Consider the following 15,649-nt stretch of genomic DNA (forward strand, 5'->3'; position numbering starts at 1 on the left):
CTCAGCTCTCCTCTCCGAGCCGGAGCACCTCGCCGAGGCGCATCCGACGGTTGTTCAGGGTCTCGACGGCGACGGCGAAGGCGAGGGCCACCACGGCGAGGCCCAGCACCCCGGCCACCAGGCCGGGTTCGAAACGTGCCCGCACGGCCATCCCGCCGGTGAAGGCGGGCAGGCCGAGCACGGGGGTGAGCAGCACCGGCAGCAGCGCGCCGACCACCGCGCCGGTGAGCACGGAGACCAGCACGAGCGGGGTCAGCTCCACCAGCAGCAGACCGCGCCACTGCCGGCGGGACAGGCCCATGGTGCGCAGCCGGGACAGCACCTGCCCGCGGCCGCGCGCCCCGGCCAGCACGGCGAAGGCCAGCGCGAGCAGGCCCAGCACGGCCCCGCCGGCCGCGCCGATGGTGAAGCCGAAGACCAGCAGCCCGTTCACCCCGCTGCCGCCCAGCTCGGCGCGGACCGCCGACCGGGTGGTGACGGTGGGCTGGGTGGGTCGCTCCCCGCCGGCCACCACCCCGGTGCGCTGGTAGCGCTCCTGCCCCTCAGCGGCCACCCGGGCCACCGCGGCCGGGTCGACCCGGTCGCCGGCCAGCAGGAAGCCGGTGGGCGCGAGCGGGTGCAGGGCGCCCGCAGGCAGCGCCGGCCAGGGCAGCACCACGAACCGGGTCACGCTCCGGTCGACCAGCGCGAACTCGTCGACGGTCGCGGCGGTGCGCACGGGGAACCGGTTGCCCTGCACGTCCAGCCAGGCGGGGCGCCGGCCGGCCGGGTCGGCCAGCCCGGCCTCGGTCAACTCGTCGGCGAGCACCGGGGAGACCAGCGCCGGCAGCGGGGTGGTGCCGTCGCCGGTGGCACGCAGCGGGTCGGGGACGGTCACCGGGACGCCCGCGCGGCGGGCCACCTCGGCGAACCGGGCGCCGTCGACGAGCAGCACCCGGGTGTCCCCCACCCCGGCGAACCGGCCGGCCTCGTCGGCGTACGGGCGCTGGCCGGCCTCCACCAGCAGCGGGGTGACCGCGCGGACGCCGGGCAGCGCGGCGAGCGCGTCGGTGGTGTCCGGGGCGAACCGGTCCCCGTCGACCCGGACGTCCCCGGGCACGGCGGCCGCGGCGGCGCGGTCCCGGCCGTTCTCGATGCCGGTGGCGACCACCCCGCAGAACGCGGCGGTCGCCACGGACAGCACCACCACGACCAGCGGGCCGGTGGTGGCGGCCCGGCCGGCGCGGGCCGTGCCGAGGAACGCGACGCTCCCCCGGGCCCGGGCGGCGGCCCGGCTGAGCAGCCGCAACGGCCACGGGTAGGCGCGCAGGGCGACCAGCGCCGCGGCGACGGCCAGCAGCACCGGCACCGAGACGAGCAGCGGGTCCACCGTCCCGTCGAGGGTGAGGCCCCGCCGGCGCACCAGGAACGCGCCGAGCGCGGCGACCACCAGCACGGTCGCCTCGACGGTGAGCCGCACGGCCGGGGACCGGGCGCCGCCCAGGTCGCTCCGGCCGCCACCGCCGCGGCCGGCGGTGAGCGCGGCGAGCGGCGGGACCAGGGTGGCCAGCAGCGTGGCGAGCAGCACCCAGCGCAGCTCGGCGCCGCCACCGGGGAGCAGCCCGCCGAGCAGCCAGCCCACGCCGGCGGCGAGGGGCAGCACCAGCAGCGACTCGGCGAGGCCGCGGCCCAGCACCGCGGTCGTCGCGCCGCCCCGGGCGCGCAGCAGCGCGTACTCGTTCTGGCGGCGGCGGGCGGCGAGGCGGGCGGCGAGCAGGATCAGGCCGGCCAGGGTGGCGAGCAGCCCGGCCGCGATGACGGCGAGCAGCGTACGGGCGGCGGCGAGCGACTCGGCGAAGCGGCGCAGCGGGATGTCGACGCCCTGGGTCAGGGTGAGCCCGGCGGGCCGGGTGCGCTCCATCGCGGCGAGCCCGGCCACGGCGGCGGAGAGCTGCCCCGGGTTGAACCGGTCGGGTGCCACCCGATAGCGCCAGCTGAAGCTGACCGGCCAGCCGGAGGTGGCGGCCGCGTCGAAGCCGGCCTCGGAGGTGTACGCGACGGACAGGAACGGCTTCCCGTCGCCGGTGGGCGCGGCGAGCCGCAGCATCGACGGCAGCGCGTCCCAGATCCCGCCGTGCGGGTCGGTGGGCCGGAACACGCCGACCAGGGCCACCCTGATGCTCCGCACCGGCTTGCCGCGCTCGTCGAGGATGGACAGCGCGAAGGTGCTGCCGGCGCGGATCCCGAGCGGCCCGGCCACGGTGTCGGCGAGGGCCATCTCGACGCCGGCGCCGGCGCCACCGGCCGGCCAGCGCCCCTCGACCAGGGTGGCCGCCTCGGGCAGGCCCGTCACGGTGCGCAGGCTCACGTCGATCAGGCCCTTGTCAGCGCTCAGGGTCGGCCCGGTCAGCCGGGTGAACCCGGTCTCCGCGGCGTACCACCGCTCGCCGATGACCTGCCGCACGGCCTCGGGCATCCGCGCCTCGACGGCGTCCAGCTCGGCGGCGCGGGTGGCGGCGATCCGGGAGGCGGTCCGGGGCAGGATCGTCTGCTCGGTGCTGTACGTCAGGTCGCGCCGGGCCACCGGCTGGGCGGCCACGTGCTCCCGCAGCCCCTGCCCGGTGAGCCGGTCGACGACCCGGGGCAGGGCGGTGATCAGCAGCGCGGTGATCAGGGTCAGGACGGCGAGCAGCAGGAAGTGCCCCCCGTACGCCCGGACCCGCCGCGGCGCACCTGACGGACTCATCGTTCTCCCCCGATCCGGAGCTGTGCGGCGGCCACCCGGCGGCGGATGCCGGTGGTGATGAGGGCGGCGAAGGCCAGCGCGGCCAGCAGCAGCCCGACGGCGGTCAGCCCGACGGGCGACCACGGCACCGTGAACACCGCCTCGGGCACCGGCCGGCCGGCGGCCGGGGTGAGGATCACCAACGGCACCATGGTGGCCGCGACGCCGGCCCCGACCAGCAGCCCGACGCCGACGCCGATGCCGGCCAGGAACGCCTGTTCGGCGAGGAGCGCGCGGGCCAGCAGCCGGGCGTTCGCGCCGAGCGTGTGCAGCACCGCGAACTCGGCGAGCCGGTGCCGGGTGGTGGCCCAGACGTCGACGGCCAGGCCGACCAGGGCGAGCAGCACGGAGCCGAGCGCGGCGGCGAGCAGCCCGGTGCGGGCGCCCCGCCAGTAGGGGTCGTGGGCCGCCTCCGCGGCGACCTGCCGCCGGTCGAGCAGCGTGGTGCCGGGGAACCCGGCCAGCTGCTCCGCCGCGGCGGCGTGCCCGCCGGCGTCGGTACGCAGCCACCACTCGGCCACCGGCCGGACCGTGCCCTGCTGGCGGAGCAGCAGGTTGGTGGCGGCGGGCAGGTCGAGCAGCACGCCGTCGCCGGCGGTGCCGGGCACGGCGGTCACCTGGCCGACCACCTTCACCGGCAGCGACACCCCGGACAGCTGCAGGGGCACGGTGTCGCCGGCGCGGATGTTCAGCGCCGCTGCGACGCCGGGGGTGACCAGGGCGGGCACCGGCGGGTCGTCCGCGGCGGGCACCACGGCGAACCGGGAGGACGGCTGGCGCGCGAACTCCAGGGCCCCGTCCGGCAGGTCGATCTTGTGGGTGGCGTCGACGGTGGTCGGTGCGACCCGGGCCTGGTCGTGCGGTCCCTGCGCGGTGTCGGTGACCCGCCAGTCCCCGTCGAGCGGCAGCGGCAGCGCCGCACCGGCAGCGTCGGTGAGCCGGAGCCCGTCGATCTTCAGCCGGTAGGTGAAGCCGACCGCCTCCCCGCCGTCGGCCTCGAACCCGGCCAGCCGCAGCGGTGCGCCCCCGGTCTCCGGCAGTGGCACCGCGAAACGCACCGGGCGGCCGTCGCCTCCGGCGACGCCGAGCGGCACCCGCCAGGCGGCGCCGGCATCGGTGGTGAGCAGCGCGGACACGGTCAGTTGCGGGTTCGCGAACGGGGTGTCGACCGGGGCGCGGACGGTGCCGGCGAGGGTGTGCGCGCCGGCCGGCAGGACCGCCCCGGCGGGCGCGGCCCGCCCCTTGACCAGCCGGTCCAGCAGCGCGGCGGTGGACGCCCCGCCGGCCGCGTCGTCGAGGGTGAGCATCCCGGTCGCGGCGGCGGCGTCGAGGCTCACCACGCTGGCCGGCCGGTCGTCGCGGCCGAGCCGGACATCGTCCCGCCAGGCCGGCAGCACCCGGTCCAGCCCGGCCGTGGCCGCCAACCGGCCGGCCCGGTCGGTGGGCGCGGCGCCGTTGCGCTCGACCAGCCGCAGGTCCGCGCCGACGGTGTGCCGCGCCTGGTCGCTCTGCGACCGTTCCCAGGAGGCGACCAGCGACCAGGCCAGCGTGCTGCCGCCGACGGCGAGGGCCAGCAGCAGCACCGGGCCGGCGTGCGGCCGGCGGCCGGCCTGCCACATGCCGAACATGGTGGCCGTCCACGGCCGCCGGTCGACGAAGCGTTCGGCGACCCGGGTGGCCGGGGGCAGCAGCCGCAGCGCGATCACCGCGCCGGCCAGCACGCCGATGATCGGCGCGGCGGCGAGCAGCGGGTCGATGCCGAGCCGCCCGCCCGCCCCGGCCAGCGGCGACGAGTACTGCCGCAACTGGGTCCAGGCGAGCACGGCCAACGCGACCAGGGCCACGTCGACGCTGGCCCGCTGCACCGCCGCTCCCCGGGTGGGACGGGAGCGGGCCGCCATGTCCGCGACGTAGGTGCCGGCCCGGCGCAGCGCCGGCAGCACCATGGCGAGCAGGCAGCCGATCGCGGCGGCCACGGCGACCAGCCAGATCCGGGCCACCCCGCCGTCGGCCAGCCGCAGGTCACCGCCGAGCCGGTGCACGGCCTGCCCGGTCAGCGCCGGGGCGAGCAGCACGGCCGGGGCCACCACCAGGGTGGCCTCGCGGACGGCGAGTCCGGCGAGCTGGCCGCGGGCGGCGCCACGGGCGCGCAGCAGCGCGGTCTGCCCGCGGCGGTCCTCGTTGAGCAGCGCGGCGACGAGCACCAGCGCGTACCCGCCGAGCACCACGATCAGCAGCAGTGGGGTGAGCAGGGCGGACCGGCCCACCAGGTCCGCCCGGCCGAGCCGGTCGACCAGCCGGTCCAGGTGGCTCACGGTCTGCGTGGAGGAGCCGAGGCCGGTGGCGTCGGGGATCTCCTCGACGACGGTGGCGAGGGCCGCCGTCACCCCGGTCAGCCGGCTCGGCTCGACCTTGGCGAGGTCGGGGGCGACCAGCCAGGCGCCCGAGGTCGAACCCGGAAAGGTGCGCGCGAAGTCGGCCGGGTCCAGCGTGAACGGCCCGTACGATTCGCTCGCCGCGTCGCCCTGGCTGTCGCCCACACCCGGGGCGAGACGCCAGTACGCGTCGCCCGGATCGCGGGGCCGCCAGGTGCCGGCCAGCACCACGGCCCCGGCCCGCTCGGCGCTGCGGTCGTAGAGCGGCACCCGCTCACCGACCCGCAGGCCGAGCTGGCCGGCGATCTTCTCGGGGAGGGTGACCTGCAACGGCGACGCGCCGGGGGCCGGCCACGACCCGCCGGTCAGCTCGGCGTGCGCCGGCAGGTCGGCCAGCGTGGCGAGGTTGGCGAACATCGGGTCGTCGTCGGTGCGGGCCGGCCCGAGGTCGCCGGTCAGCTCCCGACCGGTGCCGTAGCGGGCCGCGGCCACCGAGACCGGTACGCCGCCGAGGCCGTGGGCGAACTGGGCACGGACCGCCCGGTCCCGGTCGGCGTACGCGGCGGCGTCCTGCCCGCCGGAGCCGCTGACCAGCAGGCTGCGCTCCTCGGCGGGCGCGGCGTCCAGCACCGCCCGCGCGCCGGCGTCCACCGCCCGGCGGTTGTAGTCGGAGAGCCCGGTGACCAACGCGACCGCGACCAGGGCCGCGACAGCGGCGGCGAGCAGCAGTCCACGAGCCTCGACTGCCCGCCTCCACACCAGCTTCATCCGACGTCCTCTCCTGGCCCTGGCGGGCCGACGACCAGGTAGACCAGTCGGGGGGCGGGAAAGGTTCGCGCGCGTTACGTGATCGTTATCCGCGCCGTTCGCGCCGATCTGCTTCGCTGATCGTCATGGTGATCGAGATCCTGCTCGTCGCGGTCCTGCTGCTGCTCGCCGGGCAGCTCGCCGCGGGCCGTCGGCCCGGCCCGGAGGAATACCGGCTGGCGGAGATCGAGCGGCGGCTGGACCTGGTGATGAGGCATCTGGGCGTGACCGACCCCGGCCGCCAGCTGCCCGAGGTGCACGCGCACCTGGGCCGGGGCGAGAAGATCAAGGCGATCGCGGCGTACCGCCGGGCGACCGGCGCGGACCTGCGCACCGCCAAGGCGGCGGTGGAGGCGCTCGCCGGCCGCTGACCGCTCAGGCGCGCGGCCGGTCCCGGTCCTTGGAGGGCTGCACCCGCTTCGGCTCGCCGGGCATCTTCGGATATTCCGGCGGGTAGGGCATGTCGCCCTGGCCGGCGGCGGCGTCCCGCTCGGCCCACTCCAGCAGCGGGGTGATGTCCCACGGGGCGTCGTCGATGCCGGTGTGCGGGTCGCCGCGCTCGGCGTAGCGGGCCGGCACGCTGCCCAGGTGGAGGTCGTCCGGGTCGACGTCGGGCAGCTCGGCCCACTCGACGGGGGTGGAGACGGTGGCCCGCCCGTTGGCCCGCAGCGAGTACGCGCAGGCGATGGTGCGGTCGCGGGCCATCTGGTTGAAGTCCACGAAGACCCGGGTGCCCCGCTCCTCCTTCCACCAGGCGGTGGTCACCAGCTCGGGGCGGCGCCGTTCCAGCTCGCGGGCCAGCGCGATGGTGGCGCGGCGCACCTCGACGAACGTCCAGCGCGGCTGGATGCGCAGGTAGACGTGCACGCCCCGGCCGCCGGAGGTCTTCGGCCAGCCGGTCACGCCCAGCTCGTCGAGCAGCCCGCGCAGCTCACCGGCGGCGGTGGCCGCGTGGGTGAAGTCGGTGCCGGGCTGGGGGTCCAGGTCGATGCGCAACTCGTCGGGACGGTCGACGTCGGCGGCGCGCACCGGCCACGGGTGGAACACCACGGTGCCCATCTGCGCGGCCCAGGCCACGTGCGCCAGGTCGGCCGGGCACAGCTCGGCGGCCTTCCGGCCGCTCGGGAAGCTGATCTCCGCGGTGGACACCCACGGGGGTACGCCCCGGGCCGGCACCCGCTTCTGGAAGAACGCCTCGCCCTCGATGCCCTCCGGAAAGCGCTGCAGGGTGGTGGGCCGGTCGCGCAGGGCCCGCATGATCCCCTCGCCGACCGACAGGTAGTAGTGGAAGACGTCCGCCTTGGTGAAGCCGCGCTGCGGGAAGATCACCCGGTCGGGGCTGCTCAGCCGTACGGTGTGCCCGGCGACCTCGATCTCCTCGACTGCGGCCTTGCTGCCAGCCATCTGGCGACCCTATGCGATGCCACCGACGGCCGACGTACCGTTGACGGGTGAGTCTTTCCGACAATGAACTGCCCCGCACCGAGGACGAGTGGCGGGTCCGGCTGAGCCCCGAGGAGTTCCGGGTGCTCCGCGAGGCCGGCACCGAACGCCCCTGGACCGGCGAGTACGTCGACACGAAGACCCCCGGCGTCTACCACTGCCGGGCCTGCGGGGCCGAGCTGTTCCGCAGTGAGGACAAGTTCGACTCGCACTGCGGCTGGCCGAGCTTCGACGACGCCATCCCCGGCGCGGTCAAGGAGATCCCCGACAACACCCTCGGCATGCGGCGGGTCGAGATCCGCTGCGCCCGCTGCGACAGCCACCTGGGGCACGTCTTCGAGGGCGAGGGCTTCACCCCGAAGGACACCCGGCACTGCGTGAACTCGGTCTCGGTCCGGCTGGAGCCGAAGGACTCCTGAGCCGGCCGCTTTGCCCGGCCACGCTACTGATGTGGTCATGCCCCACCTCGACGTACGGCGGCTCGCCGCCGTGGACATGTACGGCTCGGCCGGCTCGCCAGTCCGGCGCCGGGTGATCCTGGTGGAGTTCGTCGTCGGCGTGGTGGGCTGCGTCGCGCTCGGACTCTGCGCGGCGCGCGAGGGCGGTCCGGTCCGGACCGCCCTCGGCGTCTACCTGGCGCTGGTCGGGCTGAACTACGTGCCGCTGGCGCTGCACGCGGCGACCCTGAGCCGCCGGGGCGCCCTGGAGCGGGAACTGGCCGGCGTCGACGTCCCCGCCGAGCTGCGCCACTACACGCCGCGCCAGCTGTGGATCTTCGTCCCGCTGCTGCCGCTCGTGCTCGCGGTCCGGCAGGCCCGCGGCCGCTGACCGCTGGTCAGAGCCGGAGGGTGCCGCCCCGGTCGTCGACCTGGTCGGCGGACTCGTCGTCCAGCCAGACGCCGCCGGTGGCCAGGTAGCGGAAGCGGTACTCCCCCGGGCCGAGCCGGACCGTCACCGTGCGGGTGCCGTCCCGGCGGGCGACCAGCTCGTGCCGGCCGGGCTGCCAGTCGTTGAAGCAGCCCACGACGCTGACCGTGCCGGGCGGGGTGTCCCGGGGGAGGCAGAAGGTGACCCGGGTCTGGTTGCCGAAGAGCTTGTTGCGCTTGATCAAGGGGGTTCCTCCGAGGTTCGAGGCGGTCACCAGGTCTAACGCGCGACACGCCGGGGGCGACTCGCCGTCGAGCCGGATCAGGTTCGCCGGTTTCGGTTGCCGTGAGGTGTCCGCTCGTCGACCCTGGGATGACGGGTCCGTTTTCGGGGGGTTTCGTATGGCTACCTGTGAGGTTTGCGGCAACGACTACTGGATGGCGTTCGAGGTGCGCACGGTCAACGGGGCCACGCACACCTTCGACTCCTTCGAGTGCGCCATCCACAAGATGGCGCCCATCTGCGAGCACTGCCAGATCAAGATCGTCGGGCACGGCGTCGAGGTCTCCGGCCGCTTCTTCTGCTGCGCCCACTGCGCGCGGGCGGTCGAGGGCGACCAGGGCGCCGAGGTCCGCGACGCGGTCGGCGCCCGCCCCGCGTAAGCGCTCCGGGGGCGGGCCTACCATCGCGGGATGCCTACCGAGTCCCACCTGGCCGCCCTCGCCGAACTGGACGCGCGCACCTTCCACGACCTGCTGCGGCTGCGCATCGACGTGTTCGTGGTGGAGCAGTCCTGCCCGTACCCGGAGCTCGACGGCCGGGACGTCGAACCCGGCACCCGGCACCTGTGGCTGACCCGGGACGGCGACGTGGTGGCGTACCTGCGGATCCTGGCCGACCCGGGCGGGGTGGCGCGGATCGGCCGGGTGGTGGTGGCGCCGGCGGCCCGCGGCGCGGGCCTGGCCGGCGCGCTCATGGCCGAGGCCCTGGCGGTGGTGGGCGACGGCCCGTGCGTGCTGGAGGCGCAGACCCACCTTGTCGGCTTCTACGCCGGCCACGGCTTCGCGGTCAGCGGCCCCGGCTACGTCGAGGACGGGATCCCGCACACGCCGATGCGGCGGGAGGGTCGCGCCGCCGCCTGAGCGGACATTGACGGATACCGCTTTCCTGTGGCAGCGTGCCAGGCGGAGCCGCCACGCGAGCCGCGGGAGGGGGCAACTCCCGCACCGTCCGGGCGTCGTGCAACCGACATCCCCACCCCGGAGGCTCACCATGTCCACTCCGCACCGCCGCCGCGTCCCGATCGTGGCGGCGATCCTGAGCGTCTGCGCGGTCGTCGCGGCGCTGCTCACCACCGCCCTGTCCGGCCCGGCCTCGGCGCACGGGTCGGTGGTCGACCCGGCGTCGCGCAACTACGGCTGCTGGCAGCGCTGGGGCAGTGACTTCCAGAACCCCGCGATGGCCACCCAGGACCCGATGTGCTGGCAGGCCTGGCAGGCCGACCCGAACGCCATGTGGAACTGGAACGGCCTGTTCCGGGAGGGCGTCGCCGGCAACCACCAGGCGGCCATCCCGGACGGCCAGCTGTGCAGCGGCGGGCGCACCGCCAGCGGGCGCTACAACGCCCTCGACACCGTCGGCGCCTGGAAGACCTCGCCGGTGACCACCAACTTCCGGATCAAGCTGTACGACCAGGCCAGCCACGGCGCCGACTACATCCGGGTGTACGTGACGAAGCAGGGCTACAACGCGCTCACCACGCCGCTGCGCTGGAGCGACCTGGAGCTGGTCGGCCAGATCGGCAACACCCCGGCCAGCCAGTGGACGCCGGAGAGCCAGGGCGTGTCGATCCAGGTGCCGGCGAACGCGCCGGGCCGGACCGGCCGGCACGTCGTCTACACCATCTGGCAGGCCAGCCACCTGGACCAGTCGTACTACCTGTGCAGCGACGTGGACTTCGGCGGCGGCTCGACCACCCCGCCGACGACGCCGCCCCCGACCACGACCCCGCCGACGACCACCCCGCCCACGACGCCGAACCCGGCCGGCGCCTGCACGGCGACCTACCGGATCACCGGCCAGTGGAGCGGCGGCTTCCAGGCCGAGGTGCAGGTGACCAACGGCGGGTCACCGGTCCGGGGCTGGTCGGTGAGCTGGACCTACGCCAACGGCCAGCAGGTCAGCTCGGCGTGGAACGCCACGGTGAGCACCAGCGGGACGCTGGTCACCGCCCGTAACGTCGCCTACAACGGCGCCCTCGCCGCGGGGGCGAGCACGTCGTTCGGCTTCGTCGGCTCGTCGGGTGCGAGCAACCCGGTGCCGGGGAACGTCTCCTGCACCACGGTCGCCTGACCGCAGTCCGGCCGGGGTCGCGGCTCGCGGCCCCGGCCGGGCACGGTCAGACCAGGCAGGTCACGAAGTCGGCGATCGAGCGGCGGCGACCCGTGTAGAAGGGGATCTCCTCGCGCACGTGCCGGCGGGCCCCGGAGGCGCGCAGGTCGCGCATCAGGTCGACGATCCGGTGCAGCTCGTCGGCCTCGAAGGCGAGCATCCACTCGTAGTCGCCCAGGGCGAACGAGGCGACCGTGTTGGCCCGCACGTCCGGGTAGCCGCGCGCCATCTTGCCGTGCTCGGCCAGCAGCTCACGCCGCTCGGCGTCCGGCAGCAGGTACCACTCGTACGACCGGACGAACGGGTAGACGCAGAGGTAGGCGCGGGGCTCCTCGTCGGCCAGGAACGCCGGGATGTGGCTCTTGTTGAACTCGGCCGGCCGGTGCAGCGCCATCTGCGACCAGACGGGGGTCAGCGCCCGGCCCAGCGTCGTGCGCCGGAACCGCAGGTAGGCGTCCTGGAGGGCGTCGCTGGAGGACGAGTGCCACCAGATCATCAGGTCTGCGTCGGCCCGCAGGCCGGCCACGTCGTACGTGCCGCGGATGGTCACGTCCTTGCCGGCCAGCTCCTCGAAGAGCGACTCGACCTCGGCCACGACGTTCTCGCGCAGCGACGGGAGAGGGCTGGTGGCCCGGTAGACCGACCACATGGTGTAGCGGATGGTGTCGTTGAGCTCCCGCAGCCGGGCCGCGTTGGTCTGCTCCGTCATGCTGCCGATCCTCCCAGTACAGTGATGATCTCTTCGGCCGCCGTCTCGCCGGAGCGGACGCAGACCGGGATGCCGACGCCGTCGTAGCCGGCCCCGGCCAGGGCCAGCGTCGGCTGGGCGGCCCGCAGGGCCGCCCGGACCGCCGCCACCCGGCCGAGGTGGCCGGGGGTGTACTGCGGCAGGGCGCCGCCCCACCGCTGGACGTGCTGGGCCACCGGCGCGGGCAGCGGCGTGCCGAGCACCTTCGACAGCTCCCGGTGCACGGTGGCGACCAGGTCCTCGTCGGTGAGCTGAAGCGAGGCCTCCTCGCCGTACCGGCCCACCGAGGCGCGGACCAGGGCGAGCCCGTCCGGCCGGCGCAGGTGCCCCCACTTCGTGGTGAAGAAGGTGGACGCCTTGATGAGCAGCCCCTCGGTGGCGGGCACCAGGAAGCCGGACAGCTCGGGCAGCTCCGGCTCGGGCAGGGCCATGGTGACCAGCGCGACGCTGGCGTAGTCCAGCCCGCCGACGGTCGCCGCGACCTCCGGGGCCGGGCCGGCGAGCAGCCGGGCGGCGGGCCGGGCCGGCACGGCCAGCAGCACGGCGTCGGCCTCGACGAACTCAGGGTCCCGGGTCGGGCCGACGGTGAGGCGCCAGCCGGTCGGGGTGCGGTGCAGCTCGCGCACGGCCGCGTCCCGGCGGATCGTCGCCCCGCTCTCCCGCGCCGCCGCGTCGACAAGCGTGCTCAGCCCGCCCGCCAGGGTGCCGAAGACCGGGGCGCCGGGGGCGCGGGGCGCGGCCGCCTGCGCGGCGCGGACCGCGCCCACCAGGGTGTGCTCGACCCGGGCCGCGCGGGCCAGCGCCGGCATGGTGGTGACCAGCGACAGGTCGTCGGCCCGGCCCGCGTAGACACCGCCGAGCATGGGGTCGACCAGCCGGTCCACCACCTCGTCGCCGAACCGGTCGCGCACCAGCGCGCCGACCGACACGTCGGCGTCCGGCGGGAGCAGCGGCGCGCCGCCGTCCCGATCGGCCGCCGCGGCCGGTCGCGCCACCGCCGCCACCCGGTGCAGATCCCCGGGTACGCCCACCAGGGTGCCGCCCGGGACCGGGCGCAGCCCGCCGTCGACCAGCAGAGCCGCCTGCCCGACGGTGGGGTGCACGATCGCGTCGGCCAGGCCGAGCCGGCGGACCAGGGTCACCACGGCCGACTCCCCGCCGGCCGGGTCGCGCATCAGGAACGACTCGGCGCCGAACTCGACCGGCCCACCGGCCAGCTCACCGGTGCGCAGCTTGCCGCCGAGGCGGCCGGACTGCTCGAACACGGTGATCTCGGTGCCGGCGGGGGCGCGGTCACGCAACCGGACGGCGGCGGCCAGCCCGGTGATCCCGCCACCGACGATCGCCACCCGCCACGGTCGCGCCATGGTCGTCCCTCCCTTACGCGTCCGGTCGCGCGGACAGCTCGTGCACCAGCGCGACCACCCGGGTCAGCACGTCGGGGTCGGTCTCCGGCAGCACGCCGTGACCGAGGTTGAACACGTGGCCGGGGGCGGCCCGCCCCTCGTCGAGGATCCGGCGCACCTCGGCCTCCACCACCGGCCACGGTGCGAGCAGCACGGCCGGGTCGAGGTTGCCCTGCACGGCCCGGTCCGGGCCGATCCGTCGGGTCGCCACGTCCAGCGGCGTACGCCAGTCCACGCCGACCACGTCGGCGCCGGCCTCGCCCATCGCGCCGAGCAGCTCCGCCGTGCCCACCCCGAAGTGGATGCGGGGCACCCCCGCGTCGGCCAGGCCGGCGAGCACGTACGCCGAGTGCGGCAACACGTAGCGGCGGTAGTCCGCCTCGGAGAGCGCCCCGGCCCAGGAGTCGAAGAGCTGCACCGCGGAGACCCCGGCGTCGACCTGCACCCGCAGGAACGCCAGCGTCACCTCGGCGAGCCGGTCGCAGAGCGCGTGCCACAGCTCCGGGTCGCCGTACATCAGGGCCTTGGTCTTCGCGTGGGTCCGCGACGGCCCGCCCTCGACCAGGTAGCTGGCCAGGGTGAACGGCGCGCCCGCGAAGCCGATCAGCGGGGTGTCGCCCAGCTCGGCGACGAGCAGCCGCACGGCCTCGTCCACGTAGGACACCTCGTCGCGGCCGATCGGGTTGATCCGCTCGACGTCGGCGGCGGTGCGGACCGGTTCGGCCACCACCGGGCCGGTGCCGGGCACGATGTCCAGGTCGACCCCGGCGGCGGCCACCGGCACCACGATGTCGCTGAACAGGATGGCCGCGTCGACACCGTGCCGGCGGACCGGCTGGAGGGTGATCTCCCGGACCAGCTCGGGGCGGCGGCACGAGTCCAGCATCGGCACGTTGGCCCGGATGTCGCGGTACTCCGGCAGCGACCGGCCGGCCTGGCGCATGAACCAGACCGGGGTGTGCGGGCCCGGCTCGCGCCGGCAGGCGCGGACGAAGGGCGAGTCGGCCGGCCCGCCGCGGCGGGATTCTCCGTCTCGGGCGGCAGTGCCCGTGGTGTCGGTGGTCATCGCGGCAATCGTGCCACGCGCCCGGACACCCCCCGCCACCACCGCCGCCTTTTGTGACGTGAAAGGAAGGACCCCTCGTTGACGCCCGCGGCAGCGACGTGTCCCCTTCCCACGCGATCCCGTCCGCAAGATCGGGATGACCGCCCGGCGTGCCGTCACACGGGGCGGAGCGGGGCGGCATAGGCTGCCGTCATGGCCCCCCCGATCGCGCTTCCAGAAGTCTTCGCCCGCGCGGTCGAGGGGCTGCGATCGGTGACATGCCGCCCGGAGATCGTGCTCGAGGAGGTCGGCGCCCCGCAGCGCCTGGCCCCCTACGCGTTCGCGCTCTCGGCCGGCGTGCTGCGCGACGGCGACGAGGTGGCCACCGGACGGCTCATCCTGCTGCACGACCCGGCCGGGCACGAGGCGTGGCAGGGCACCCTGCGGCTGGTCACCTACGTGACCGCCGAGCTGGAGGTCGACCTGGCCAGCGACCCGCTGCTGCCCGGCGTGGGCTGGACCTGGTTGACCGACGCCCTCGACGCCCAGGAGGCCCGTTACCGGGCCATCGGCGGCACCGTCACCCAGACGCTCTCCACCCGGTTCGGCGAGCTGGCCGGGCCGCCCGCCGCGGGCGACATCGAGATCCGCGCCTCCTGGACGCCGCTCGGCGCCGACCTGGCCCCGCACCTGCTCGGCTGGTGCACCCTGCTCGCCTCGACGGCCGGCCTCCCCCCACCCGGCGTCACGGCGCTGCACACCCGCCGCCCCGCCGGCGCCGCCTGACCCCACGCCCGATCGTCGTGCCCCGGCACGACGAGGGCCGCCCCGACCGGTCGGAGCGGCCCGTCGTGAACCCCGGGTCAGAGGTAGTTCTCGGCCTCGTCGCAGATCTTGTCCAACCCCTTGTTGGCGGCGTCGAAGGCCGCCTTGTCGCCCCGGGACGCCGCCGCGATGGCCGCGGTCAGCTTGTCCAGGCAGTTCCCGATGACCTTCTTCTGGCGGGCCTGCTCGTCCCGGTCGTTCTTGGTGCCGGTCAGGTCCTGCTCGGTGTCGGCGAGCCGGTCGCGGACCGTCTGGAGGTCACCCTTGAGCTTGTCGATCTCCTGCCGGTTCGCGGTGATCGTGCCGTCCCGCTGGCTGACCTGCTGCTCGGCCTTGTGCAGCTTGCCGTTGGTGGTGACGTAGAGACCGGTCATCACGCCGCCGAGGACCAGGAGCAGCCCGGCCACGATGCCCAGGATCAGGGCGGCCCGCCCCTTGCCGCCACCCGCCGCGGGCGCCCCGTAGGGCGGCGCCGAGCCGGGCGGGGCCGACATGGGGTGGCCCGGCGGGGCGGACATGGGCTGCGGGTAGCCCGGCGGGGCCGACATCGGCTGCGGGTAGCCCGGCGGGGCCGACATCGGCTGCGGGTAGCCGGGCGCCGAGGCGGCGCCGGAGACCGGCGGGACGGAGATCGGCGGGGCGGACATGGGCTGCGGGTAGCCGGGCGCGGCGCCCGCGCCGGAGGTCGGCGGGGCCGACATGGGCTGCGGGTAGCCCGGCGCGGAGTACGGGGCGCCCGGCGGCCGGACCGGGGCGGCGCCCGGCGCGTACTGCCCGGGCACCGGGGCGGTGGGCTGCGGCAGGGTCGGTTCGGGCTGGGCCGCCCCGTGCTGCGGGGGCTCCGGCTGCGCCCCGTACGGGCTGCCGTAGACGGTGCCCCCCGGCGGCTGGGGCGGGTAGTCGCCCGCTCCGGTCGGTGGCTGGGACATGGTTCTTCCTCCAGGTTTGCTGGTCCCCCGCGGGGTGGCCCGTAGGGCC

At 75.8% G+C, this 15,649-nt stretch carries 15 protein-coding genes; 7 read left to right on the plus strand and 8 right to left on the minus strand.

Annotated features, from left to right (window positions below; genetic code table 11):
- Position 1: 1 nt before the first annotated feature.
- Together NFX44_RS16695 and NFX44_RS16700 are read right to left on the minus strand one after the other, a co-directional pair.
- Positions 2–2,725, minus strand: coding sequence for an FtsX-like permease family protein (locus NFX44_RS16695; protein WP_262284468.1), 2,724 nt, complete (start codon positions 2,723–2,725; stop codon positions 2–4).
- Positions 2,722–5,907 (minus strand): FtsX-like permease family protein, encoded by a 3,186-nt coding sequence (locus NFX44_RS16700; RefSeq protein ID WP_262284469.1) that lies wholly within the window; start codon positions 5,905–5,907, stop codon positions 2,722–2,724. Before NFX44_RS16700 ends, NFX44_RS16695 begins: the two co-directional genes overlap by 4 nt.
- A 125-nt stretch (positions 5,908–6,032) precedes the next feature.
- On the opposite strand from NFX44_RS16700, the gene NFX44_RS16705 reads away from it, so the two are divergent.
- Positions 6,033–6,317 (plus strand): hypothetical protein, encoded by a 285-nt coding sequence (locus NFX44_RS16705; protein WP_262284470.1) that lies wholly within the window; start codon positions 6,033–6,035, stop codon positions 6,315–6,317.
- Between the two features lie 4 nt (positions 6,318–6,321).
- Here the strand turns inward: NFX44_RS16705 and ligD are convergent, their stop codons facing one another.
- On the minus strand, positions 6,322–7,350 hold the full coding sequence (gene ligD / locus NFX44_RS16710; RefSeq protein ID WP_262284471.1) for a non-homologous end-joining DNA ligase: 1,029 nt from the start codon (positions 7,348–7,350) through the stop codon (positions 6,322–6,324).
- Between the two features lie 47 nt (positions 7,351–7,397).
- On the opposite strand from ligD, the gene msrB reads away from it, so the two are divergent.
- Both msrB and NFX44_RS16720 read left to right on the plus strand, forming a co-directional pair.
- Complete coding sequence (gene msrB, locus NFX44_RS16715) at positions 7,398–7,808, plus strand: peptide-methionine (R)-S-oxide reductase MsrB (protein ID WP_262284472.1); 411 nt, start codon at positions 7,398–7,400, stop codon at positions 7,806–7,808.
- A gap of 37 nt (positions 7,809–7,845) precedes the next feature.
- A complete protein-coding gene (locus NFX44_RS16720) occupies positions 7,846–8,217 on the plus strand; it encodes a hypothetical protein (RefSeq protein ID WP_262284473.1) in 372 nt (123 codons plus the stop codon).
- Between the two features lie 7 nt (positions 8,218–8,224).
- On the opposite strand, the gene NFX44_RS16725 is transcribed toward NFX44_RS16720, so the two are convergent.
- A complete protein-coding gene (locus NFX44_RS16725) occupies positions 8,225–8,500 on the minus strand; it encodes an isoamylase early set domain-containing protein (protein WP_262284474.1) in 276 nt (91 codons plus the stop codon).
- Positions 8,501–8,657: 157 nt separating this feature from the next.
- On the opposite strand from NFX44_RS16725, the gene NFX44_RS16730 reads away from it, so the two are divergent.
- The 3 genes from NFX44_RS16730 (at position 8,658) to NFX44_RS16740 (ending at position 10,608) form a co-directional block, all read left to right on the plus strand.
- Positions 8,658–8,918, plus strand: coding sequence for a Prokaryotic metallothionein (locus NFX44_RS16730; RefSeq protein WP_107078416.1), 261 nt, complete (start codon positions 8,658–8,660; stop codon positions 8,916–8,918).
- Positions 8,919–8,948: 30 nt separating this feature from the next.
- The gene (locus NFX44_RS16735) at positions 8,949–9,398 is read left to right on the plus strand and encodes a GNAT family N-acetyltransferase (RefSeq protein ID WP_262284475.1); all 450 of its coding nucleotides are present in this window, start codon (positions 8,949–8,951) and stop codon (positions 9,396–9,398) included.
- A gap of 130 nt (positions 9,399–9,528) precedes the next feature.
- Positions 9,529–10,608: a lytic polysaccharide monooxygenase gene (locus NFX44_RS16740; RefSeq protein WP_262284476.1), complete on the plus strand. Its 1,080-nt coding sequence runs from the start codon at positions 9,529–9,531 to the stop codon at positions 10,606–10,608.
- Positions 10,609–10,654: 46 nt separating this feature from the next.
- Here NFX44_RS16740 and hemQ read toward each other — a convergent pair whose 3' ends face one another.
- Genes hemQ through hemE form a run of 3 tightly spaced genes read right to left on the minus strand, consistent with a single transcriptional unit; the run spans position 10,655 to position 13,867 of the window.
- Positions 10,655–11,356, minus strand: a complete 702-nt coding sequence (gene hemQ / locus NFX44_RS16745) for a hydrogen peroxide-dependent heme synthase (RefSeq protein ID WP_262284477.1) — start codon at positions 11,354–11,356, stop codon at positions 10,655–10,657.
- Positions 11,353–12,762, minus strand: coding sequence for a protoporphyrinogen oxidase (gene hemG, locus NFX44_RS16750; protein ID WP_262284478.1), 1,410 nt, complete (start codon positions 12,760–12,762; stop codon positions 11,353–11,355). The genes hemQ and hemG overlap by 4 nt, the downstream gene beginning before the upstream one ends.
- A gap of 13 nt (positions 12,763–12,775) precedes the next feature.
- Positions 12,776–13,867 carry a uroporphyrinogen decarboxylase gene (gene hemE / locus NFX44_RS16755; protein ID WP_262284479.1) on the minus strand — a complete coding sequence of 364 codons (1,092 nt, stop codon included), beginning with the start codon at positions 13,865–13,867 and terminating at the stop codon, positions 12,776–12,778.
- A gap of 192 nt (positions 13,868–14,059) precedes the next feature.
- On the opposite strand from hemE, the gene NFX44_RS16760 reads away from it, so the two are divergent.
- A complete protein-coding gene (locus NFX44_RS16760) occupies positions 14,060–14,632 on the plus strand; it encodes a DUF3000 domain-containing protein (protein ID WP_262284480.1) in 573 nt (190 codons plus the stop codon).
- 77 nt (positions 14,633–14,709) lie between these two features.
- Here the strand turns inward: NFX44_RS16760 and NFX44_RS16765 are convergent, their stop codons facing one another.
- Positions 14,710–15,600, minus strand: coding sequence for a hypothetical protein (locus NFX44_RS16765; RefSeq protein WP_262284481.1), 891 nt, complete (start codon positions 15,598–15,600; stop codon positions 14,710–14,712).
- Positions 15,601–15,649: the final 49 nt, after the last annotated feature.

Origin of the sequence: Micromonospora sp. MA102, from assembly GCF_025460765.1 — a bacterium.
Taxonomy (GTDB): domain Bacteria; phylum Actinomycetota; class Actinomycetes; order Mycobacteriales; family Micromonosporaceae; genus Micromonospora; species Micromonospora halotolerans.